Source organism: Rhodococcus sp. NPDC057135 (assembly GCF_042670865.1).
Taxonomy (GTDB): domain Bacteria; phylum Actinomycetota; class Actinomycetes; order Mycobacteriales; family Mycobacteriaceae; genus Rhodococcus_F.
Map to the genome: position 1 here is coordinate 84044 of NZ_JBHUUU010000016.1, position 22489 is coordinate 106532.

23 protein-coding genes are annotated in these 22489 nt (G+C 63.3%); 13 read left to right on the forward strand and 10 right to left on the reverse strand.

The window, feature by feature from the left end:
* Window positions 1-1029: a phosphotransferase family protein gene (locus ACFT1A_RS25665; protein ID WP_378449282.1), complete on the forward strand. Its 1029-nt coding sequence runs from the start codon at window positions 1-3 to the stop codon at window positions 1027-1029.
* Here ACFT1A_RS25665 and ACFT1A_RS25670 read toward each other — a convergent pair.
* Genes ACFT1A_RS25670 through ACFT1A_RS25680 form a run of 3 tightly spaced genes read right to left on the reverse strand, consistent with a single transcriptional unit; the run spans window position 1026 to window position 3220 of the window.
* A complete protein-coding gene (locus ACFT1A_RS25670) occupies window positions 1026-1475 on the reverse strand; it encodes an acyl-CoA thioesterase (protein WP_378449283.1) in 450 nt (149 codons plus the stop codon). The genes ACFT1A_RS25665 and ACFT1A_RS25670 overlap by 4 nt on opposite strands.
* Complete coding sequence (locus ACFT1A_RS25675) at window positions 1472-2710, reverse strand: benzoate/H(+) symporter BenE family transporter (RefSeq protein ID WP_378449284.1); 1239 nt, start codon at window positions 2708-2710, stop codon at window positions 1472-1474. Before ACFT1A_RS25675 ends, ACFT1A_RS25670 begins: the two co-directional genes overlap by 4 nt.
* Before the next feature lie 36 nt (window positions 2711-2746).
* Window positions 2747-3220 (reverse strand): Lrp/AsnC family transcriptional regulator, encoded by a 474-nt coding sequence (locus ACFT1A_RS25680; protein WP_003941284.1) that lies wholly within the window; start codon window positions 3218-3220, stop codon window positions 2747-2749.
* A 102-nt stretch (window positions 3221-3322) separates the two neighbouring features.
* Here ACFT1A_RS25680 and ACFT1A_RS25685 point away from each other — a divergent pair, with 102 nt between their 5' ends.
* Both ACFT1A_RS25685 and ACFT1A_RS25690 read left to right on the forward strand, forming a co-directional pair.
* Entirely contained in the window at window positions 3323-3946 is a 624-nt protein-coding gene (locus tag ACFT1A_RS25685; protein ID WP_378449285.1) for a LysE family translocator, read from the forward strand.
* Window positions 3947-3968: 22 nt separating this feature from the next.
* A complete protein-coding gene (locus tag ACFT1A_RS25690) occupies window positions 3969-4805 on the forward strand; it encodes a sulfurtransferase (RefSeq protein ID WP_378449286.1) in 837 nt (278 codons plus the stop codon).
* Window position 4806: 1 nt separating this feature from the next.
* On the opposite strand, the gene ACFT1A_RS25695 is transcribed toward ACFT1A_RS25690, so the two are convergent.
* Complete coding sequence (locus tag ACFT1A_RS25695; RefSeq protein ID WP_378449287.1) at window positions 4807-5268, reverse strand: DUF6328 family protein; 462 nt, start codon at window positions 5266-5268, stop codon at window positions 4807-4809.
* A gap of 12 nt (window positions 5269-5280) precedes the next feature.
* A complete protein-coding gene (locus ACFT1A_RS25700; protein WP_378449288.1) occupies window positions 5281-6099 on the reverse strand; it encodes a shikimate 5-dehydrogenase in 819 nt (272 codons plus the stop codon).
* A gap of 128 nt (window positions 6100-6227) precedes the next feature.
* Between ACFT1A_RS25700 and ACFT1A_RS25705 the strand changes: the two genes are divergently transcribed.
* A complete protein-coding gene (locus ACFT1A_RS25705) occupies window positions 6228-7802 on the forward strand; it encodes a molybdopterin-dependent oxidoreductase (RefSeq protein WP_378449289.1) in 1575 nt (524 codons plus the stop codon).
* Here the strand turns inward: ACFT1A_RS25705 and ACFT1A_RS25710 are convergent.
* Window positions 7789-8424: a TetR/AcrR family transcriptional regulator C-terminal domain-containing protein gene (locus ACFT1A_RS25710; RefSeq protein ID WP_378449290.1), complete on the reverse strand. Its 636-nt coding sequence runs from the start codon at window positions 8422-8424 to the stop codon at window positions 7789-7791. The two genes, ACFT1A_RS25705 and ACFT1A_RS25710, sit on opposite strands and share 14 nt — an antisense overlap.
* A gap of 175 nt (window positions 8425-8599) precedes the next feature.
* Between ACFT1A_RS25710 and ACFT1A_RS25715 the strand changes: the two genes are divergently transcribed.
* The gene (locus tag ACFT1A_RS25715) at window positions 8600-9832 is read left to right on the forward strand and encodes an amidohydrolase family protein (RefSeq protein ID WP_378449291.1); all 1233 of its coding nucleotides are present in this window, start codon (window positions 8600-8602) and stop codon (window positions 9830-9832) included.
* A 1-nt stretch (window position 9833) separates the two neighbouring features.
* Here the strand turns inward: ACFT1A_RS25715 and ACFT1A_RS25720 are convergent, their stop codons facing one another.
* Both ACFT1A_RS25720 and ACFT1A_RS25725 read right to left on the reverse strand, forming a co-directional pair.
* The gene (locus tag ACFT1A_RS25720; protein ID WP_378449292.1) at window positions 9834-10535 is read right to left on the reverse strand and encodes an HNH endonuclease family protein; all 702 of its coding nucleotides are present in this window, start codon (window positions 10533-10535) and stop codon (window positions 9834-9836) included.
* 80 nt (window positions 10536-10615) lie between these two features.
* A complete protein-coding gene (locus ACFT1A_RS25725; RefSeq protein ID WP_378449293.1) occupies window positions 10616-11536 on the reverse strand; it encodes an NADP-dependent oxidoreductase in 921 nt (306 codons plus the stop codon).
* Between the two features lie 92 nt (window positions 11537-11628).
* Here ACFT1A_RS25725 and ACFT1A_RS25730 point away from each other — a divergent pair, with 92 nt between their 5' ends.
* The 3 genes from ACFT1A_RS25730 (at window position 11629) to ACFT1A_RS25740 (ending at window position 16114) form a co-directional block, all read left to right on the forward strand.
* A complete protein-coding gene (locus ACFT1A_RS25730; RefSeq protein WP_378449294.1) occupies window positions 11629-14445 on the forward strand; it encodes a DEAD/DEAH box helicase in 2817 nt (938 codons plus the stop codon).
* Complete coding sequence (locus tag ACFT1A_RS25735) at window positions 14442-15215, forward strand: SWIM zinc finger family protein (protein ID WP_378449295.1); 774 nt, start codon at window positions 14442-14444, stop codon at window positions 15213-15215. Before ACFT1A_RS25730 ends, ACFT1A_RS25735 begins: the two co-directional genes overlap by 4 nt.
* A 149-nt stretch (window positions 15216-15364) precedes the next feature.
* Window positions 15365-16114, forward strand: coding sequence for a GntR family transcriptional regulator (locus ACFT1A_RS25740; protein WP_378449296.1), 750 nt, complete (start codon window positions 15365-15367; stop codon window positions 16112-16114).
* Window positions 16115-16179: 65 nt separating this feature from the next.
* On the opposite strand, the gene ACFT1A_RS25745 is transcribed toward ACFT1A_RS25740, so the two are convergent.
* Together ACFT1A_RS25745 and ACFT1A_RS25750 are read right to left on the reverse strand one after the other, a co-directional pair.
* Window positions 16180-16638: a PTS glucose transporter subunit IIA gene (locus ACFT1A_RS25745; RefSeq protein WP_378449297.1), complete on the reverse strand. Its 459-nt coding sequence runs from the start codon at window positions 16636-16638 to the stop codon at window positions 16180-16182.
* Window positions 16635-16865, reverse strand: a complete 231-nt coding sequence (locus ACFT1A_RS25750) for a PTS glucose/sucrose transporter subunit IIB (RefSeq protein WP_283307394.1) — start codon at window positions 16863-16865, stop codon at window positions 16635-16637. Before ACFT1A_RS25750 ends, ACFT1A_RS25745 begins: the two co-directional genes overlap by 4 nt.
* A 329-nt stretch (window positions 16866-17194) precedes the next feature.
* Here ACFT1A_RS25750 and ACFT1A_RS25755 point away from each other — a divergent pair, with 329 nt between their 5' ends.
* The 5 genes from ACFT1A_RS25755 to nagB are packed head-to-tail and all read left to right on the forward strand — an operon-like array spanning window position 17195 to window position 22488.
* Window positions 17195-18538, forward strand: a complete 1344-nt coding sequence (locus ACFT1A_RS25755; protein WP_378449298.1) for a PTS transporter subunit EIIC — start codon at window positions 17195-17197, stop codon at window positions 18536-18538.
* Window positions 18539-18540: 2 nt separating this feature from the next.
* Window positions 18541-18810, forward strand: coding sequence for an HPr family phosphocarrier protein (locus ACFT1A_RS25760; protein WP_019749212.1), 270 nt, complete (start codon window positions 18541-18543; stop codon window positions 18808-18810).
* Window positions 18810-20483, forward strand: a complete 1674-nt coding sequence (gene ptsP / locus ACFT1A_RS25765) for a phosphoenolpyruvate--protein phosphotransferase (protein WP_378449299.1) — start codon at window positions 18810-18812, stop codon at window positions 20481-20483. Before ACFT1A_RS25760 ends, ptsP begins: the two co-directional genes overlap by 1 nt.
* Entirely contained in the window at window positions 20480-21721 is a 1242-nt protein-coding gene (locus ACFT1A_RS25770) for an N-acetylglucosamine-6-phosphate deacetylase (protein WP_378449300.1), read from the forward strand. The genes ptsP and ACFT1A_RS25770 overlap by 4 nt, the downstream gene beginning before the upstream one ends.
* Window positions 21709-22488 (forward strand): glucosamine-6-phosphate deaminase, encoded by a 780-nt coding sequence (nagB, locus tag ACFT1A_RS25775; RefSeq protein ID WP_378449301.1) that lies wholly within the window; start codon window positions 21709-21711, stop codon window positions 22486-22488. Before ACFT1A_RS25770 ends, nagB begins: the two co-directional genes overlap by 13 nt.
* Window position 22489: the final 1 nt, after the last annotated feature.

Here is a 22489-nt window from a genome sequence, read left to right on the forward strand (position 1 = left end):
GTGACTGCAGTCGGTTTGAACGAAGAAGCTGTTTCCGCGTGGATCGCCGAACTGGGGGTCGGCGCCACGACACCACTGACTTTCGAGAGGATCGGTAACGGGCAATCGAACCTGACCTACTCCGTGGCAGATGCGGGCGGAGGACGGTGGGTACTGCGCAGACCTCCACTGGGCACGTTGTTGGCGTCAGCGCACGACGTCGTTCGTGAGCACCGCATTCTGTCCTCGCTCCAGGGCACCAAAGTGCCCGTTCCCAAGATCCTCGGCATCACGGAAGACCCGGAGATCACGGACGCTCCGCTGGTTCTCATGAGCTACATCGACGGCGTCGTCATCGACGGCGTACCGGTGGCTCAGAAGCTGACCGAGGACGAGCGTCGTGCGGTCGGATTGGCGATGCCGAAAACCCTCGCGAGCATCCATGGGGTCGACCTTGAAGAGACCGGCCTCGACGATCTGGCCAGCCGCAAGCCCTTTGCCGAGCGTCAGCTCAAACGGTGGTCGGCGCAGTGGGAGAAGTCGAAGACCCGCGATGTTCCCGACGTCGACCGGTTGGCAGAGATTCTGCACCGAAACATTCCGGAACAGAGCGAAGTGACCTTGGTCCACGGCGACTTCCACCTCAACAACGTCATCACCGATCCGGTCGAGGGACGCATCGTTGCCGTCGTCGACTGGGAGCTGTGCACGTTGGGGGAGCCACTCGCGGATCTCGGTGCGCTCCTCGCGTACTGGCCGGAAGCCGGCGACAAAGTTGCCGGTCCGTTCATGGCGTCGACGCTGGAAGGCTTCCCGAACCGCGAGGAGTTGGTCGCTGCCTATGTCGAGGCGACTGGCCGCGACGTGTCAGCTGTCGGTTACTGGCACGTACTCGCGCTGTGGAAGCTCTCGATCATCGCCGAGGGCGTGCTGCGCCGTATCCTCGACGATCCGCGCAACAAGGCTGAGCACGGAGGCCCGACGGTCGCGCTGATCGACGGAATCGTTGCACGCGCCGTTTTGACGGCGGATCAGCTCGGTCTGAGCTAGTTTTCGGTCAAGGTCCCGGCTGCCGATCTGATCGCAGCCGGGATCTCCACCGGCTTCCGGGTGTCGGCGTCGACGTAGACGTGAACAAAGCGTCCGCTGGCAGCGGGTTCCCAATTGCCGCCGTCGACCTCGTGAAAAATCGCGAGGGAGTAGACGATGCTCTTGGTGCCCAGCTTTTCGACGGAGATACCCACCTGCAGTTGCTCGGGGAACGACAGTTCGCTCAGGTACCGGCACGACGTCTCGGCGACGACGCCGATAGCAGGCAGGTTGCGGATGTCGGTTCCCGTGGACGACATCAGCCAGGCGTTGACCGCGGTGTCGAAGTACGAGTAGTAGGTCACGTTGTTGACGTGGCCGTAGTGATCGTTGTCGTCCCACCGCGTCGGGACGGGCCAGAGGACGGGAAACTCGCTGATCGACGGGGGCGTCTGCGCTGTGCTCACGGCTTCGACTGTAGTGAGGACTTTCGCGAGAGTGAGGGCAGGGTGGTGCCCTGCAGGACGGCACGCACGATCAGTCCCACCAACAGTGCCCAGAATGCCGAACCGATTCCCAGGATACTGACGCCGGATGCGGCGATCAGAAACGTGACCACGGCGCCTTCACGTTCACTCGCCTCGCTCAGCGCCGAAGTGAGGGCACCGGCCAGTGTTGCCAGGAGTGCCAGTCCGGCAACAGTTTCCACGACGCCGGCCGGAGCGGCAGCTACCAAGGCGGCCACGGCAGCCGCGCCCGCAGCGAGAACGAGATACGCCCAGCCTGCGGTGAAGGCAGCGATCCATCGGCGTTTGGGATCCGGATGTGCGGTGGGGGCGGCGGCCAGGGCTGCGCTGATTGCCGCGAGGTTGATCGCGTGGCCACCGGCCGGAGCGCCGACGATGGTACCGATACCCGTCACGATCATCGACGGTCGCCAGGGAACGGTGTATCCGAACGAATTCATCACCGCCACACCGGGAATGTTCTGCGAAGCCATCGTGACGATGTAGAGCGGAACGGCGATGCCGATCATCGCCTGCCAGGTCCACGACGGCGCGGTGAGATCGATGCGGGGGATCATGGCGCCGGCGTCGAGCGCGCGATCCGACGTGACGAGGCTGATCCCGATCACGATCGCTGCGGTGAGAAACGCGAGCGGAACCGCCCATCGCTTGGAGAAGCGTTGCGCCGCAAGCCAGACCAGGATGACCGGTGCGACCGCTGCCGGTGCGTCCCGGACGGCGATGATCGGCGCCAGGCACAGCGGCATCAGAACTCCGGCGAGCATCGCCTGCGCGAGGGGCGTCGGGATTGCCGAGATGACTCTTCCGAGCGTCGGCCACAATCCGGTCAGAACTATCGCGATTCCCACGACGACGAAGGCGCCGACCGCGGCCGGCCACCCACCCTCGACCGCACCCGCGCCGGCGAGCAGAGCGGCACCGGGCGTCGACCAGGCGAGGGTGATCGGCATCCGATACCGGCGTGAGAGCCAGAGCATTCCCAACGCTTGGGTCACGCACAGAACCAACAGACCGGACGCCGCCTCGGTCGCGTCCGCACCGACGGCGGCGAGCCCGGTGAGCACCACCGCGAACGAACTGGTGAAGCCGACGAGGGCCGTGACGATGCCTGCGCTCATCGGTTGTGAGTTGCTGCGAACGGCTTCCGGTTCGGTTGTTTCTGTGGAGTCCGACATGGTCAGTGATTCTGCCCGACCACCTCGGGGCGCGAATTACCTGTCCGGTCGGATGGGCGAGGTGACCGCTTTGCCGTAGATGAGGTGCGTTTGGGCGTGCCAGACCTCGGGGTGCGCGGCGAGGTGGTCGATCAGTACCCGTTGTAGATGAGCACTGTCGCGGACCGCGACGTGGAGGAAGAAATCCTCCGGGCCCGAGACGTTGAAGAGGGCAAGGGTTTCCGGCAATGCGAGCGCGTCGGCTGTGAAGCGGTCGACGAGGTCGCGCCGATGCGGTCGCAACTGCACGGCGATGATCGCCTGCATCGACCGACCCACCGCAGCCGGGTCGACAACCGCATGAATGCCGCTGATCGTCCCGTTTGCACGGAGGCGTCGTACGCGCTCGTGGCACGAGGACGTCGCAAGGCCGACGCGATCGGCCAGAACCTTGTTGGTGATCGACGCGTCGTTCTGCAATTCGGCCAAAATCTTCCAGTCCACCGGATCCAGAGGCTCATTCTTCGTCATCTGCCGAACTATATCCGGAGTCGTTTTGAACTTCCCGGATCCAGTTGCACACTCCTGGCATGAACATGTGTCTCGAATCAGCTCGGGCGTGAGGTATTTCGGATGAGTGTCGGTCAGTGGCTTGCTTTCGGCTCCCTGCTATCCATCGTCCTGTTCACGCCGGGACCGGATTTTGTCCTGATCCTGCGTCATTCTCTGGCAGATCGACGGACCGGCGCGGTGGTAGCTGCCGGCGTGATCTCGGGGCTGTTCGTTCACACCGCTGCGGCGTCACTGGGTCTTTCCGCCCTCGTCGCGACGCGTCCGCAGTTGCTCTCCGCGCTCACGTACGCCGGGGCGGCATATCTGACCTGGCTCGGCATCTCGGCGATCCGAAGTGCATTCAAAGTCAGAGCCTCGGACGAGGGAATTCCGGCGGCAAAGGAACCGATCGCCGCCACCACGGCGTTTCGCTACGGATTCCTGTCGAACTTGCTGAACCCGAAGGCGCTGTTGTTCTTTCTCGGACTCCTCCCGCAGTTCATCGAGCCGGGTGAAGGCGCCGGGCTCCGCACGTTGATGTTGGCCGGCGCGACGGTCGTCGCCGCGGCGTTGTGGTGGGCGATCGTGGTGGTGCTGGCGGCCGGAGCCGGCAAGAAGCTGCGTCGTCCTGGCGTCGGCAAGAGGATCGATGTGGTGACGGGCGTGTTGTTGGTGGGCCTCGGTGCCTTCTTCGGGGTTGCGTGAGAGTTCGTGTCAGGATGAGCTCATGACACTTCCCGTGCTGATCGACGTCGAAGAACTGTCCGCTCTCATCGAGGCCGGCGCCTCGCCGCGATTGCTCGATGTCCGATGGGCGCTGGGTGATTCGAACGGCGAGCAGTATTTCCGCGAAGGCCATATTCCCGGTGCCGTATTCGTGAACCTCGACGAGGAACTTGCCTCGCCGCCGTCGCCGGAAAAGGGAAGGCATCCGCTGCCGAGTCTCGAAGACCTACAGGAGGCTGCGCGTCGTTGGGGAATCGACGACGGTGATTCGGTGGTGCTCTACGACGCCACCGGCAACACTGCCGCTGCCCGCGGTTGGTGGCTGCTGCGGTGGGCCGGGCTCTCGGACGTCCGACTTCTCGACGGCGGGCTACAGACCTGGGAGTCCGCGGGACTGCCGTTGGCGGCCGGAATCGGTGAGTCGGTCACTGAAGGCAACGTGACTGTCACCGGCGGCAACATGCCGACTGTCGACATCGACGGCGTCGGCAGCTGGACGGGTGCGGGCGGTGTCCTTCTCGACGCCCGAGCAGGGGAGCGTTACCGCGGCGAGGTCGAGCCGATGGATCCCGTCGCAGGGCACATTCCCGGTGCGGTGAATGCGCCGACCGCGCAGAACATCACCAGCGACGGTCGATTCCTGGATGCGGACGGCCTGCGTGAGCGGTTCGCCGGCCTGGGCGTCGGAGACAAGGTGGCGGTGTACTGCGGATCCGGAGTGACTGCAGCGCACGAGATTGCGGCGCTCGCGATCGCAGGTTACGAGGCGACGCTGTTCCCGGGCTCATGGTCACAGTGGTCGAACGACAGCACTCGCGCCGTCGAAACCGAAGCCTGAGTCAGCTCTTGGCGCGATCGATGAATGACGGCACGAGGAACCACAGTGCCGTGAACATGATCGCGGCGCACGCTGCCAAGACCTTGGCGGCAACACCTCCGACGGCGACCTCGGCGATCAACAGGACCGTGCCGGTCATGGAGGCGGCGAGAAAAGCTATGCCGCACAGAGCGAATCGATTGGCGATCGGCAAGATGTTCTCGCGGTGCCCACGACGGAACAGCACACGGTGCCAGACAGCGGGCGCCATCAGGAACCCGAACGAGATGGCGACAAGTATCACGGTCACCAAGTGGATGCCGCGGATGTACGTCGACGCCTCCTCGTAGCGTTCGGTGAAGGCCACGGCCAGCAGGAAGGCGAACAGGATCTGCACACCCGAGAGCGCAACGCGCAGTTCTTGCAACAACTCGTTGAAGTTTCGCGCCAGTTGTTGAGGCGGAGTCTCCCCGGTCTCGTTCACGGTGGCGTGGTCCTAGGCCCGTGAGTATTCCGACGCTCGCTGGATCTGCTCCGCGCTCGGACGCACACCGGTGTAGAGAACGAACTGCTCGGCAGCCTGCAGAGCGATGACCGATGCTCCGGTGATCGCGGTCTTCCCGAGTTCGGTGGCCAACGCGATCAATGGTGTGTTCGCGGGCATCGCGACGACATCGAAGACAACCGTGGCTGCGCGCACTGCTTGTTCGGGAAACGACAGTGCATCTGCTTCCGCGCCGCCGGACATGCCGATCGGAGTCGCGTTGATCAGCACACCGGGACGCAACTCGCCCAGCTCGGCCTGCCAGTCGAAGCCGTACTGCTTCGCGAGCGCTGACCCTACTTCCCGGTTGCGTGCGATAACCGTGACGTCGGTGAAACCGGTGTCGCGCACCGCAGCGACGACTGCTTTTGCCATGCCGCCACTTCCGGCGACAGCGACGGACAGGCTCGGGTCGACGCCGTTGTCACGCAGCAGATCGGCGACCGCCTGATAGTCGGTGTTGTAGGCGTGCAACACTCCGGACTCGTTGACGATCGTGTTGACGGAGTCGATAGCACTGGCCGAATCGTGCATGACGTCGATGTGCTCGATGACCTGTTCCTTGAACGGCATCGACACCCCGCATCCTCGAATGCCGAGTGCGCGTATGCCGCCGATCGCTGCGGGCACGTCTTCGGTGGTGAAGGCTTTGTAGACGAAGTTCAGGCCCAATTCCTCGTAGAGGTAATTGTGAAACCTGGTGCCGATATTGCTCGGTCGCCCGGAGAGCGACATGCACAGCAGCGTGTCCTTGTTGAGGTCGACGGTCATCGTTCCCACTCTAATCGCGACGACGGGGTAGTTCTTGATGGAGGAGGGACACCCATCCGGATGTCCCGCAGCGCCGAATGTCGGGTATCCGATCGAAGCACCACTCGCACCGACAGAGCCGAGACGACATGGTCACACAGAACATCGACGAACATCCGAGCATCGAATCTCGCCCACCGCGTCGTAGGTGGGCTGCCCATGCGATCTCCGGAGTGTTGGCCGCGGCTGTCGTCCTGGGGATCGGTGAACTGGTGGCGCTGCCGATCAACCCGGACGCATCGCCGTTCTACGCGGTAGGTGCAACCACCGTCGACCGAACGCCGGCGTGGGCCCGAGAGTTCGCGATCGACACCTTCGGCACCAACGACAAGCCGGCGCTGTTCATCGGAATGTCGATCTTGATAGTTCTGCTCGGCGCGGTGGCCGGATTACTGGAACGGCGACGCCGCCCGATCGGCAGTGTCATCCTCGTTCTTCTGGGTGCGGTTGGTGTGTATGCGGCGATGCAACGCCCGACGGCCGATGCGATGTACGTGTTCCCGACGCTGGTCGGTGTGGTGGCGGGCGTCGCGACGCTGCGATTGTTGATCACGCAACTGGAGGTGCCGCTCTCGCCGGGCGTCGCCGACTCGTGGTTGCCTCGTCGTCAGTTCCTTCTGCTCGCGGGTGCGGCGTTGGCAGTGGCTGCGGCAGCGGGCGCGGCCGGAAAGTTCGTGGGGCAGAGAATCGCCGGCGCGGTGGCGAATCGTGAAGACTTCGTCGTGCCCACCGCCGCCGACCCGGCGCCGCCGATTCCGGCGGGTGCGGACATCGGGATTTCGGGTGCATCGACGTACATCACGCCCAACGACGACTTCTACCGAATCGACACCGCGCTCCTTGTTCCGCAACTGACGACGGATTCGTGGGAACTACGGATTCACGGAATGGTGGACCGCGAGATGACGTTGTCGTTCGACGATCTGGTGGCGCGAACGCCGATCGAACGAGTGATCACGCTGACCTGCGTTTCCAACGAGGTAGGTGGCGTTCTGGCCGGGAATGCGAAGTGGATCGGTTACCCCATGAAGGATCTGCTCGACGAAGTCGGTGTCCATCCCGACGCCGACATGCTCCTCTCGACCAGCGTCGACGGCTTCACGGTCGGGACTCCCGTCGAGATAGTCACGGACGGCCGTGACGCGATCCTCGCCGTGGCGATGAACGGTGAGCCGTTGCCGTTCGAGCACGGTTATCCCGTTCGGCAGGTGGTTCCGGGGCTGTACGGTTTCGTGTCCGCCACCAAGTGGGTGACGGAGTGGGAGTTGACGCGTTTCGACAAGGTCGAGGCTTATTGGACGCAGCGCGGTTGGGGCGCGCAGGCACCGATCAAGACGTCCTCGCGTATCGAGGTACCGGCAGCTTTGGCGCCGATCGAGCCGGGGCAGGTGCTTGTGGCGGGAACTGCTTGGGCGCAGCATCGCGGGATCGAGAAGGTCGAGGTTCGCGTCGACAACGGTGAATGGCAACCGGCGACGCTGGCGCAGGAGTACTCGATCGACACGTGGCGTCAATGGTCCTGGATGTGGGACGCGGGCTCAGGCTTGCACACGGTGCAGGTCAGAGCGACGGACTTGGACGGGAACGTTCAGGTGGAAGAGCGCACTCCGCCGATTCCCGGTGGAGCCACTGGCTGGCACACCAGGTCGTTCACCGTGAAGTGACGGGAAAATCCGAATGGGGTTCGGTATACAGGCGAACGACTCGCTGAGCCATCCATCCGGCGATCAGGGTTCGTAGGCCGAAGTCGAAGGTGTCGTCGGTTCGCAGTGGAGTCGTAGCCTCGCGCGTGATCTCGCTCGGGTTGGAGGATTGGGTCCACGCGACATCCGGCGTCGACAGTTTCACGACTGATCCGAGAACCAGACTGTCGAGTGTCGAAATTGCGTGGCGAGTGTCGGTCGGATCGAAACCGCCGTCCGAAAATGCTTGAACCAGTGCAGTATCGATTGCGAAGGTCGCCTCGGTGCGGACGCTTCGTGTCATGAGCAGCGGGATGAGGCGCCAGTGCTCGACCGCAGCTCGGCGATAGGCCCACCCCCATGCGCTGATCCTCTCGCTCCATCCTGCGGGTGGTTCGGGGACCGAGATCGACGACATCACGCGGATGCGCATGAGTTCGACGATCTCCGATCGACCTGAAATGTGTGTGTAGAGCGAGGACGGAGTCACGTTCAGTTGCTTGGCGATCCCGGGCATGGTGAAGTCGCCGGTCGCGTCGACAGCATCCAATGCCGCATCAGTGATGTTGCCGGTGGACAGTATCGGCTGGGTGGGACGCGGCATCGATTCTCCTGGTGAGGGATTCGGGGCAATCTCGGACTCGCGGGCAATCTCGGACTTGATCGATTGATGACAACTCCTTGATTTCGGGAGCCGGTATGCATCATACTAACCGAACCCTATTCGGTATGTCGGCGGATTCTTCCGGCGATCGGTACACGTCGGAGGAACATTCAATATGTCTGTCGTATGGCTGACCGGTGCAACGATCATCGACGGAACGGGCGCCGACCCGATCGAGAACTGCGCTGTTGCTGTGGAAAACGGGCGCATCAGTGCACTCGGTGGCACGCCACCCGAGGGAGCGGAGGTGCTGGACTGCACCGGGCTGACGATCACGCCCGGCCTCATCGACGCACACGTTCATCTCGGTGGATCGAGCGATCTCGCACCGAGCCTGCGGCGTCAGATCTCGGTAGCGGAGCTTGCTGCCGACATGTTCGCGACCTGCGCGTCGACCCTCGACGGGGGATTCACCACCGTTCGTGACTGCGGCGGAATCGACGGCGGACTGGCCGGAGTCGTCGCCTCGGGCAAGATTCCGGGTCCGCGGATCATTCAGTGCGGCCCGATCCAGTGCCAGACCGGTGGGCACGGACATCTGGCAGCGGAGTGGGAGCCGACTTCGGACTGGTCCGATCACGACATCCCAGGATTGCGTTGTATGTCTCTGCTTTCCGACGGTCCGCATGAAATGCGAAAGAACGTTCGTGAGACGTTCCGCAGGGGTGCCGACTTCCTCAAACTGTGCGTCACCGGGGGAGTGGTATCGACTCATGACAAGCTCACCGACACGCAGTTCACGGTCGACGAGATCGAAGTCGCAGTCGAGGAAGCCAATGCGCGCGGTACGTATGTCACGGTGCATGCCCACAACAACGTGGGAATCCGGAACGCGGTCACTGCCGGCGCCAAATGCGTCGAGCACGGCTCCGATATCGACGACGAGACCGCCAAGTTGATGGCAGAGCACGACGTCGCGTTGGTGCCGACGTTGGCTGTGGTGCAGGCGCTCTCGGACAGTGCGGCGTCGGCGGGTCTGCCCGAATCGATTTCGGCTCGCATCGGAAAGATGATGCAGGGGCAGATCGACGGGCTCCTCGCCGCTCGAAATGCCGGGGTCAGGGTGGGGCTGGGATCCGACCTCATCGGTACCGATCAAACGGGGCGTGGGATGGAGTTGGTCCTGCGCGCGAAGGTCGAAACACCCATGGATGCACTGGTTTCCGCTACCCGGATCAACGCCGACATTCTCGGAATCGCCGACGAGGTCGGCACCATCGAAGTCGGTAAGTTCGCCGACCTCGTTGCCTTCCGCGGCAATCCGTTGACGGATCCCTCGATCTTTGCCGATCGTGAGCGGATCGCACTCGTCATCCAGAGCGGGCGAGTGGTGAAGGACTGCCGCTAGATCAGCAGCGAGTGGCAAGATCCGTCAGGGTCGAATGATCAGCTCGGCTGACTGGTAAGCCATAGGAAATCGCGACGGTCAGGTACTTGCCGGCGTAGAAGCATCGGTACGCAGGATCGGGCGGCACCCAGTCACTGGGCGTGCTGTCGCCTTTCGACTGGTTGTCGGGGCCGTTGACGGCCAACAGGTTCAGTGACGTGTCGTTCGCGAACCTCGTCCGCAGCGCAGGCGTCCAGGAGCTCGCGCCGAAGTCCCAGGCCGCGGCGAGCGGGAAGACGTGGTCGATTTGGACGGACTTGGCCTGGCTGCGTTCGAATTCGATGTGATCGCCGGAGTACGGGTCGGTCATCACTCCGGACAGTACGACGCAATCACGTGTACCGGGTTTGAACACCACGTCCGAGAGATCGTGGGCCAGGACGTTGTTGCGGGTATCGCACCCGTCGTGGCCACCTGGTGCGTCCTGGTCGTCGGACCAAGCGGGGCCGAAGACGCAGGCCTCGCCGTTACCGCAGCCGCGCTCGTATCCACCCGGATGTGGACGCTTGTCGACGATCGCGGTCCGGGACAGCAACTCTTCGAGTTCCGATCGCGTCGGGCTGCCAGGGGCCGAATCGAGATGCTCGTCCCCGAACCATCCGCAGGACGCGACGAGACATACGAGCACGAGCATCGACGTGATCGCGAATAACCGTGCAACCACCTGTGCCCCCGCCCGTCGTAGATGGTGATTGAACCCTGCCCGTCGTAGATGGTGATTGAATCATCGCGGGCCGACAGGAATCAGCCGAACTCGATCACCACTTTGCCGGCGGCATGGCCGTCTTCGACTGCAGCGAGTGCGTCACCAGCGCGGGAGAAAGGGTAGCGACCCGACACAAACGGGTTCAGGGTCCCATCGGCTACGAGTGCCGCCACCTCTGTGAATACTGCTGTAGTCCTTCGGCGTTCGACTCCGCCGCCGCCAAGGCGGCTCGCCGCCAGGGGATCGGCGATGCTCAGGATCGGCGCGCCCGATCGCGCGAGCGCGGCACCGCGGGAGAGAGTGTCCCCGCCGACCAGGTCGAAAACCGCGTCCACTCCGACTGGGGACAACGCGGACACGTCGTCGGCAAATCCGTCCCCCGACGCAACCCAGCGCGCTCCGGCTTCCTCGATCGCGGTTCTCTTGGACTCGCTCGCGACACCGATCACGTTGATGCTCCGCGACAGTGCAAGAGCGATCGTGCTGCGACCCACGCCGCCACCGGCGCCGAGCAGCAGGAGTGTCGCCCCGGGCTCGAGGCCGAGATCGTGGAGAGCGTCGTAGGCCGTTCCCGCCGCGACCGTCAGCACCGCGGCGTCCGCCCACGGTACGGTAGGTGGCTTGTGCGCTGCCGACGAGACGTTGAGCAATGTCGACTCGGCGTATCCGCCGAAGCCGGTGGCGGTAGCGCCGAAGACTTCGTCGCCGACCTGGAACTCGGCGACCCGCGGACCTACTCCGATGACAACACCGGACACTTCGCGGCCCAGAACCGCAGGCAGCGTCACCGGGACGGTGTCTTTTCGCGTACCGGCGCGAACCTTCCAGTCGGCTGGGTTGACTCCCGCAGCTCGGACCGACACCAGCAGTTGTCCCGCGCCGGGCGGTGGCAGGGTGACGTCGAAGTAGGACTGTGTGTCCGGTCCGCCGTACTCGGTAAAGCCGTATGCCGTCGTCATGCCTGCCAGCCTATTGCCCTGCCAGATCGATAGGGCGGTCCGGAAGGGTGGTGAGGAGCGATGGTGTCGGTGGCACCTGATTGGATGGTCGGATGCTGCATGGACTCTGGTCACCGGGATCGGGGCTCAAACTGTGGGTCGACGGGCACGACGGTGCCGGGACCGACGATCCCCGTGATCCGGTCAGTGCTGTCCTGCATCGCAAGTTCCGTCATCGTGTGAATGTCGCTATGCCGCCCGTGCCTGGCGGGCCTTTGCAGAGTGAGTACGCAGCTGTTGCGTTGGCACCACCGGACGCAGTCGATCTCTTGCTGCGGTTCAAGGCCGACGACCAGCGAATTGCCGGCGACCTGCACTTTCTCGTGCACGTGGCGCGAGGGATCGACCGTTGGGTACGTGCTGGGCGAGTGGTACCGGCTCTGACGCGGGCCGAAGGCAATTGGTGGCCGCGTTGGCAGTTGTCCGTAGGGGAACGCCAGCGCGCCTGGATCGGTGAACTGGTAGTTGCCATGCCGCCGGTACAGCGGGCTGTCGGCTCGCCGCGGGCGACGATCGAAGACATCACGAACGAATTCACGGACCCGATCGTCCGTCGAGTTCTCGGTGGCTCGGTACCGGTGATGCAGACCCCGCTGTGGCAGGCAGTGCTGTCCGGAGACTCTTTCGACGAAGCGTCGGTACGAGCGGCTGAGGGACTCTCCGAATGGGGTTCGACGTTCACCGCCGGAGAGCCGGACCTGGTTCTGCGTCTGATCGAACCGGAACTTGACGACAATGCCGATCCGGACGACGACGCGCTGTGGCGCCTTCAGGTGTGTCTACGTCCCGAAGGCGAAGCGCCCGAGCGTGTTCGACTGCACCGGGCCGATCCCACACGCATCCAGCTCGGCAGCCGCAAGCTCGAAGAGGCGATCAAGGCTTACCCCCGTTTTCGCGACGTGCCGCGAGACGAAGACAGTCTCGACCTGTTGCTGCCCACTCCTGTCGTGATGGACTTGGTCGGACATGGCGCGATTGTCCTGCGGGAGCGAGGGATCACGCTGCTGCTCCCGCGTGCGTGGAACGTGGTATCTCCCTCACTGCGTGTGCGGGTGACGTCGGCGGCATCTCCGATCGTGGCGGAGAATCGTACGGTCGGTATGGACCAATTGCTGGAATACGATTGGGAATTGGCGCTCGGAGACAAGGTTCTCACCGCCGAGGAAATGACCCGACTCGTCGACGCGAAGTCCGATCTGGTCCAGTTGCGCGGCGAGTGGGTTCAAGCAGACAAAGACGTCCTCGCCCGCGCGGCTCGTTTTGTCAATCAACGGCATTCGAGCGGGGACCGAGCGATTGTCGATCTGATCAAGGACTTGATCGCCGACGACCTCAAAGACCTGCCGGTCGAGGAAGTGAAGGCAACCGGATGGGCTTCCGCCTTGCTCGACCAGTCGGTGGCTCCGCAGCAGGTCGCGGTGCCGTCGACGGTCAATGCGACCTTGCGTCCGTATCAACGACGCGGTCTCGACTGGTTGGCGTACATGAGCGCTCTCGGGCTCGGTGCGGTATTGGCCGACGACATGGGTTTGGGTAAGACGCTGCAACTGTTGGCGCTACTTGCGCACGAGAAGTCCAAGACAGCAACGCTTTTGGTGTGCCCGATGTCGGTGGTCGGAAACTGGCAGCGTGAAGCGGCGCGATTTGTGCCGAGCCTGCGTGTCTACGTTCATCACGGTTCGGACCGCGCTACCGGGGCGGAGTTGGAACAGGCAGTTCGTGAGAGTGATCTGGTGATCACCACCTACGCACTCATGACTCGCGACGTCGCGGCGCTCAAGGATCTCGACTGGCGACGAGTGGTGCTCGACGAAGCTCAACACATCAAGAACGCCAAGACATCTCAGGCGCGCGCTGCTCGCAGCATTCCTGCGGACCACCGAGTTGCTCTCACCGGAACGCCGGTGGAGAACCGACTGGACGAATTACGGTCCATCCTCGACTTTGCCAATCGAGGGGTGCTCGGCTCGGAGCAGATGTTCCGCAAACGGTTTGTCGTACCGATCGAGCGGGAAAAGGACCAACTTGCCGTCTCGCGACTGCGAGCCGTCACGTCACCATTTGTGCTGCGGCGGGTGAAGACCGATCCCTCCGTGATCGCGGATCTACCCGAGAAACAGGAGATGACGGTTCGAGCGAATCTCAGCGAGGAACAGGCCGCGTTGTACCGCGCGGTGGTGGACGAGATGATGGCGCAGATCAAGGGGACGGAAGGCATGAAGCGCAAGGGTGCCGTCCTCTCTGCGCTGACCAAACTCAAACAGGTGTGCAATCATCCGGCGCACTTCCTGCGCGACGGATCGCCGATGATGCGCCGCGGGCAACACCGTTCGGGAAAACTCGGTCTTGTCGAGGACATCGTCGAGTCGGTCACCGCCGACGACGAGAAGGTTCTGCTCTTCACACAGTTTCGTGAGTTCGGAGAATTAGTGGTGCCGTACCTGGCCGACCGGTTCACCACCGATGTTCCGTTCCTGCACGGCGGAGTGTCGAAAGCCGGCAGGGACGCCATGGTCGAGGCGTTCCAAGGTGAAGGCGGCCCGCCCATCATGGTGCTCTCGCTCAAGGCCGGTGGCACCGGCCTGAATCTCACAGCGGCCAACCACGTGGTTCACCTCGACAGATGGTGGAACCCCGCGGTGGAGAATCAGGCGACGGACCGTGTGTTCCGCATCGGCCAGCGAAAGAACGTGCAAGTCCGCAAGATGGTGTGCGTCGGAACTTTGGAAGAGCGGATCGACACGATGATCGCGAGTAAGAGCGAACTCGCTGAACTTGCAGTCGGGACGGGCGAGAACTGGGTGACGGAGATGAGCGTCGAGCAACTGGACGAGTTGTTGCGACTCGGCGACGACGCGGTGGGCGAATGAGTCCGCGCGGCAAGGGCCCCGACTTCAGTGAGTACACCGGGCCTCGGCGACGAGCCCCTGCGCCGGTCAAGCCCCGCCCCGCGTTCGGGAGGACGTTCTGGGGCAAGGCTTTTGTCCGCGTCGTCGAAGAAATCGGCGACAAACCTCGTGTCACACGGGGGCGCACGTACGCGCGTTCGGGCCAGGTCTTGGCGCTTGACATCGAACCGGGAGTGGTGACGGCCGAAGTCCAGGGCAGTCAACTACAGCCATTTGTTTCCACTCTGTCGATCGACACCCTTGATCAATCGGATATCGACGACATCATCACCAAGATCCGCCGAGTGCCGGGAAGCCTTGCCGCACTGGTGTCCGGCACTGTCCCCGATATGCTTGCCGCTCAACTGATACCGGACGGCCCGTCTGCTTTCCGCTTCGACTGCACCTGCCCCGATGTCGGTTGGCCGTGCAAACACGCTGCGGCCGTGGCGTTCTTGACCGCCGAGCGAATCGACACCGATCCGCTGAGGTTGCTGAGACTTCGCGGTGTCGACCTGGAGCAGTTGATCGGCGGAGTGGAAGACGAGTCGACAGTTCCGCTCGACGTCGAGAATTGGTTCGGAATCGCGGCCGCGCTGCCGGCGCTACCGAAGGTGCCTTTTCGTGCGGCGATCGACGATCTGGATGTCCGACGGCTGCGCGAGGCGGTTGCGGCACTGGGATTGGACATGGCTCAGCAGAACGTCGCCTTGGACGAAATACGGTCCATCTACCGACGGTTGGACGGTTGAAAACGGACAACTCCGGACTGGTGCTAGTTTCCTGTCGTGAATTCCAGTATCGTTAATTGGACCGGTCCGGTCGGGACCTGCCCGCGATTTCATATCGTTATCGTCGGCGAATAGACGACTATTCATTTCTCGGAGGGACAGTCGCTGTGATGCCCGTTCATTTGCGCGACAGCGCAATACCCAAACATGAGCAGTTGCGCACCATTCTCTTGCGCAAGTGCACCCAAGAACTCCAGCCTGGCGACTTGATGACCAGCGAGCGAAACCTGATGCAGGACTACGGCGTCAGTCGGATCACCGTTCGTGAGGCCATCGGACAACTGGTCAATGACGGACATCTCGTGCGTGTGCGTGGCAAGGGCACCTTCGTGGCGCACCGTGCCGTCCAGTCCAAGCTGCACCTTGCGTCCTTCACCGAAGAAATGCGTGCCCAGGGGCACCATCCCACGACTGTGGTCCTGGTCAGTGAACAGGGTCCTGTCCCCGAAAGTACTGCTGCCGCACTGAATATGAGGCCGGGTTCCCAGGGTTATCACGTCAAGCGCTTACGCCTCGCCGATGGCGAGCCGGTGAGCGTCGACGACGGCTGGTTCAATCCGGCGCTGTTGCCGGGTCTGCTCGACATGGACTTGACGGGGTCGATCTACCGGGCGACTGCTGACAAGTACGACAAGCCGATCGATCGGGCAGAACAGACGGTCAGTGCAGACGGTGCCAGTACCGAGATCGCGACTCTCCTTGGCACTCGTAAAGGCGCTCCGGTCCTGTACTTCGATCGAGTGTCGTTCAGCGAGATCGCACCGGTCGAGCACACTCGTAGTTGGTACCGATCCGACCGCTATCAGTTGCAGATGGAAGTCCAGGGTCAAGCGCGGCCCAAAACTCGCGGCGACCAGTAATCGCTGTGTAGCAATCGATCGAAACGAAAGGGCGGGCACACCTTCCGGTGCGCCCGCCCTTTGCGTTACGCCGACCAGTCGAACAGCGTGTCGCCTGTGGTGACGTCGCTACCGACCGAAGGGGATTCGACGGTGTCCGGCTTGGAATCCATCACCACAACCGGGCAGATCGCCGAGTAGCCGGTGGTGTCGATGTGCGCTGGATCGAAGCTGACGACGGGATCACCCGCATTGACCGTGTCGCCCTCGGCGGCGATGAGAGTGAATCCGTCGCCTTCGAGTTTGACCGTGTCGATGCCGATATGGACCAGCACGCCGGTGGCCTTCTCTCCGAAGATCACAAATGCGTGGGGGTGAAGTTTGAGGATCTTCCCGCTGATCGGCGCGACAACGGTGAGCGGCCCCTGATCGCGGGCAGGTTCGATGGCGACGCCCGAGCCGACCATCTGCTGAGCGAACACCGGGTCCGGGACGTCTGCCAGTGCGACGACCCGGCCGGGCAGCGGGGCGAGGACGACCGTCACAGGATGTCCTCGATGTCCTCGGCAAGGGTGTCTGCCTCGGGTCCGACGATCACCTGGACGACCGTTCCGGCCTTGAGCACGCCGTGTGCGCCGGCAGCCTTGAGCGCGGCTTCGTTCACCTTCGCGCCGTCCTTGACCTCGGTGCGTAGGCGGGTGATGCACGCTTCGATCTCGACGATGTTCTCTGCGCCGCCGAGGCCCTTGATGATTGCTTCCGCTTTCGACATTTGCTGCTCCTGATTGTCGGGTTGGTCGTGATCGTTGAACGGTCGTACAGGTGGGCTGACTAGTTGCTGGTCAAGGCTATCCCGGTTACGTATGTCACATTTGGGTGTTGACAACTCGCCTCCACCAGGTAAAACTACAACTGGTTATGACCGGACAGTACCCGTTGGAAGTCCGGCTCCACAACAGTTTCGACAAAACGGTTTCGGCCTCACTTCCGAGCATGAACCGTGACCTGCATTTTCACGAAACCTGCACGTGCACGACACCCGAATTTCCAAGAACCAGTGGCCGATCGCGACGCGGCCCGGCGAACGAAGAAGGTCCTTTGATGACTCTCGAAGACACCCCGAAGAAGGAATCGAAAGTGTTCGCCGGGGTTCAACGCCTCGGCCGAAGCTTGATGCTTCCGATCGCAGTTCTGCCGGCTGCGGGAATTTTGCTCCGCCTCGGTCAGGACGACCTGCTCGGGCGGTTCAGTTCGATGCACAGTGCCGCGGCCGTGATCTCTGCGGCGGGACAAGCCGTCTTCACGTGGCTGCCGCTGATCTTCGCCGTCGGTATCGCGATCGGCTGGGCCAAGAAGGCCGACGGCTCGACTGCCTTGGCAGCCGTCGTCGGCTACATGGTGATCGACGGAGTGTTCAAGGCGATGTCGCCGATCGTTCTCGAAGGGAAAACCGACCCGAACGGGGATCAATCCCTGATCAACTACGGTGTGCTCGCCGGCATCGTGATGGGCTTGCTGTCGGCGATCTTGTGGCAGCGGTTCTATCGAACGAAGCTTCCCGATTATCTCGGATTCTTCAACGGGCGCAGGCTCGTTCCCATTCTGACGGCAATCACCGGTCTTGTCGTCGGTGTCCTGATGGCATTCGTGTACCCGCTGTTCAACTCCGGCCTCAACTGGGTCGGTGAAGCAGTTGCTTCCAATACCGTTGTCGGCGGCGGCATTTACGGCGCAGCGAACCGCCTCCTGATCCCCACCGGCTTGCACCACATCTTGAACTCCGCCGTGTGGTTCCTGATCGGCGACTACCAGGACGCGAGCGGTCAGATCGTCCGCGGCGACCTCAACCGGTTCTTCGCCGGCGACCCCTCCGCCGGTACGTTCATGACCGGCTTCTTCCCGATCATGATGTTCGCCCTCCCCGCTGCAGCCTTCGCAATCTGGCGCAACGCCAAGCCTTCTCAGAAGAAGCTCGTCGGCGGCATCATGCTCTCCACCGGCCTGACCGCCTTCCTCACCGGTATCACCGAGCCGCTCGAATTTTCCTTCATGTTCGTCGCGTGGCCGCTGTACGTCATCCACTCACTGTTGACCGGAACGTCGATGGCGCTGGTCAATGCGCTCGGTATCCACGACGGATTCACGTTCTCCGCAGGCTTCTTCGACTACGTGTTGAACTTCGGCAAGGCGACCAACGCGTGGATGTTGATCCCGATCGGACTCGGGTACGCGCTGATCTACTACTTCCTTTTCAGCTTCGTGATCAAGAAGTGGAATCTGCGCACGCCAGGACGAGAAGAAGAGGTCGAGGTGGCCGCAGGTGAGCCCGACCCCGCGCTGCTCGAGGCCGAACTGGCGCTGGCTGCCGAAGGTGACAGCCGCACCGACGCCCCGCTCGTCGCCGAACTGGAAAACAAGCTCGACAAGGAATTGGAAGGACGCTGAACATGGCGATCGCAACCACGACAATCGGATCCCGCGTCGGACTCCACGCACGACCCGCAGCGCTCTTCGCGCGCGCCGCGGCCGACCTACCGGTCGACGTCACCATCTCGCTCGGCGACGGCGAACCCGTCGACGCCTCCAGCATGTTGTCGGTCATGACTCTCGGTGCCGCATTCGGCGATTCGGTGACCTTGCGTGCTGACGGTGACGGCGCCGATGCCGCGGTCGGTTCGCTCGCAGAGCTTCTCGCTTCGGAACTGGACGAAGCCTGATGACGGCGAGTGTGGACAACCGCATTGCGGGTATCGGAGTGAGCGCGGGTTCGGTATGTGCGCCGTGGCTGCGATTCTCCACGCCCGAACCGACCTCGGCGTCGGATCGGGTCACGGGCAGCCCCGAGGCGGAGCTGAACAGAATCCGAGAGGCACTGGACGCCGTGGCGGAGGAACTGCTCACTCGTGCACAGTCCGTCGAAGGTGTTGCGGCGGAAATCCTGACGACCTCTGCCGCGATGGCGCGCGACGCGGGCATCGTGAAGGCGGCCAGGGCGAACCTGGAGTCCGGGTTGCCGACGGCTCACTCGGTGGCGATCGCCTTCGACACGTTCTGCGAAAAGCTCACAGCGCTCGGCGGATACATGGCCGAACGGGCAACCGATTTGCGTGATCTCGGACAGCGAGCTGTTGCCGTGCTCCGCGGTGAGCCGATGCCCGGAATCCCCACTCCGGGTCACCCGTACATCCTCGTGGCGCGCGACTTGGCGCCGGCGGACACGGCGACGCTCGGTGACAGCGACGTGGTCGGACTGTTGACCGCGGAAGGAGGCCCGACCAGCCATACGGCTATCTTGGCGAAGTCGCTCGGAATCCCGGCCGTGGTGAACTGCTCGGGAACCGACCTGCTGATGGAGGGCAAACTCCTCATCCTCGATGGCACTACCGGAACGGTCACCATCGATCCCTCTGCAGAAATGTGTGAGCGGGTAGCCCTCGAAGCATCCTGCGCAGCAGAGCAGTTGGCTTCGGCGCGTGGACCGGGTCGCACACGCGACGGATTCGCGGTGAGATTGTCGGCCAACATCGGAACCCTCGAGGACGCCGCCCGGGCCGGGGCGGCGGATTGTGAGGGCGTCGGACTGTTTCGTACCGAATTCTCGTATCTCGGGCGTCACGACGCTCCTTCGGTGGAGGAGCAGGCCCAGACGTACACGTCGGTGCTCGAACACTTCGCCGGACAGAAGGTCGTGGTCCGCACTCTCGATTCGGGTTCGGACAAGCCGTTGCCGTTTCTCGATCTCGGGGTCGAAGAGAACCCGGCACTGGGCATCCGTGGGTTACGAGTGGGCACGGTCTATCCCGACACTCTGATCAGTCAGCTCGACGCTCTTGCCGCCGCAGGAAACGCGACGGGCGCCGACCTGTGGGTGATGGCGCCGATGGTGGCCACGGCCGACGAAGCGAAAGACTTTGCAGAACTTGCGCGTTCGCGGGGAATCGGCAAGGTGGGAGCGATGATCGAGATTCCAGCTGCCGCTTTGCGGGCGAGGGACCTCCTCGAGCATCTCGATTTTGTCAGTATCGGTACCAACGATCTGAGTCAGTACACCTGCGCCGTGGATCGTATGGCCGGGAGCCTGGCGCAGCTGCTCGATCCGTGGCAGCCGGCGGTCCTCGATCTGATCGCGATGGTCGGTCAGGCGGGCGCCGACGCCGGGAAACCGGTTGGTGTGTGCGGTGAATCCGCGTCGGATCCGCTGTTGGCTCCGGTTCTGGTCGGTTTGGGCATCACGAGTTTGTCGATGTCGGTCCCGGCGTTGGGCGCCGTGCGCGCTCAGTTGGCGTCACTCGATCTGGCGGTGTGCAAGGACATGGCCGCTGCGGCGCGGGGCGCGCGAAACCCGATCGAGGGTAGAGCAGCCGTGGCGCGGATTCTCGAGTCCGCATGAGCACGCCAGGCTCGGCCACGGTAATCGATCCGATTGTGCTGCGGGGAACGGTGATCGGGTCACCGGTCGGCAAGATTCACGACGGCGTTGTCGTCGTGGACGGTCAGAAGATCAGCTGGGTCGGCTCGGCTGCGGACTACGTCGCGTCGGCGCCCGTCTTTGCCATTCCGGAACGTTCCGATTCGTTGATCATGCCTGGACTGATCGATGTCCACAGTCACGGCGCAGCGGGTGCTGGTTTTCCGAACACCGACGCCGATGGTGCGAGCCGCGCCGCAGCGCATCATTGCGAGCACGGCACGACCGGAATGTTGGCCAGCCTGGTCTCCGCACCGCGCGCAGATCTGGTGCGGCAAGCAACGATGCTCGCCGATCTGGTGGAACGCGGAGAACTTCTGGGTATCCACCTCGAGGGACCGTTCATCAACGGTGTCCGCTGCGGTGCCCAGGATCCGGCGGCGATCATTCCCGGTGATCCGGATCTGCTCGAAGCCGTGTGTGACGCTGCGCGGGGCACCGTACGGTCCATGACTTTGGCGCCGGAGACCGAGAACTTCGAAGAGTTGCTCGCGATCATGCGACATCGCAACATCGTGCCGAGTTTCGGTCACACCGATGCCGACGCGGCAACGACGTCGGCGCGCATCGGTGCTGCAGTGCACGGGAATTGGGCCGGGCAGATCAGTGCGACCCACCTGTTCAACGGGATGCCGCCGCTGCACCATCGATCGCCGGGCCCCGTAGCGGCGTGTCTGGCGGCGGCGGCGCGAGGCGAGATGGTGGTGGAACTGATCGCGGACGGAGTGCATCTTGCTCCCGAGACCGTGTCGATGGTCTTCGACGCGGTCGGGCCGGACCAGATCGCCTTGGTCAGTGACTCCATGGCCGCTGCCGGAATGGACGACGGCGACTACCAACTCGGCGCTCTCGACGTCACGGTGCACGAAGGCGTCGCGAGGCTCGCGACCACCGACGGCAGTTCCGGTGCCATCGCCGGAGGGACTGCAAGATTGCTCGATGTGGTCCGTAGCACCGTATTCGACGGTGGAGTCGCTCTCGAAGACGCGGTCGCAGCAGCAACTCGGAGCCCAGCGCGCCTGCTGGGACTGGGCGACCTACTCGGATCGTTGGCCGTCGGCGCTCGCGCCGACATCGTGGTCACAGATCGTCAATTGCGCCTGGGGCGTGTACTACTCGGCGGAAAAGCCGCCGGAAAGGAAAAATCATGGAAATCGTAATTCAGCCGACACCCGCGGAGGTCGACTCGACCGTCGCGGACATCGTCGAAGGATATGTCAGAGCCGGGGCGACGACGCTCGGGCTCGCAACGGGGTCGTCGCCGATCGGAACTTATCGTGAACTGGCAGCGCGGCATCGCGACGCCGAACTCGACTTCTCGCTGGCCCGAGCCTTTCTGCTCGACGAGTACCTCGGATTGCCGAAACGGCATCCGCAGTCGTACTACTCGGTGATTCGGTCGGAGTTCGTCGATCACGTCAACTTGGATCCGGCGATGGTGTCCAGCCCCAACGGTGAAGCGCCGTGCCCGGAGAAGGAGATCGCCCGGTACGACCACAGCATCGCGGCGGCCGGGGGAGTGGACGTGCAGTTGCTCGGCATCGGCACCGACGGCCATATCGGCTTCAACGAGCCCGGATCGTCTTTGACGTCGCGCACCCGCGTGAAGACACTGACCGAACAGACCAGGATCGACAATGCGCGGTTCTTCGACGGAGTGGACGACGTCCCGCACCACGTGCTCACCCAGGGGCTCGGAACCATCAGCGATGCAAGGCATCTGGTGATGATCGCGACCGGAGAAGGTAAGGCCGATGCTATTGCTGCCGCGGTTGAAGGTCCGTTGTCCGCGTTCTGCCCGGCCTCGGTGATGCAGTTGCACCGCCATGTCACCGTCGTGATCGACGAAGCTGCGGCCAGTTCGCTCAAGCTTGCCGATTACTACCGGTACGCGCTCGAACACAAGCCGTCGTGGCAGTCCTTCTGAC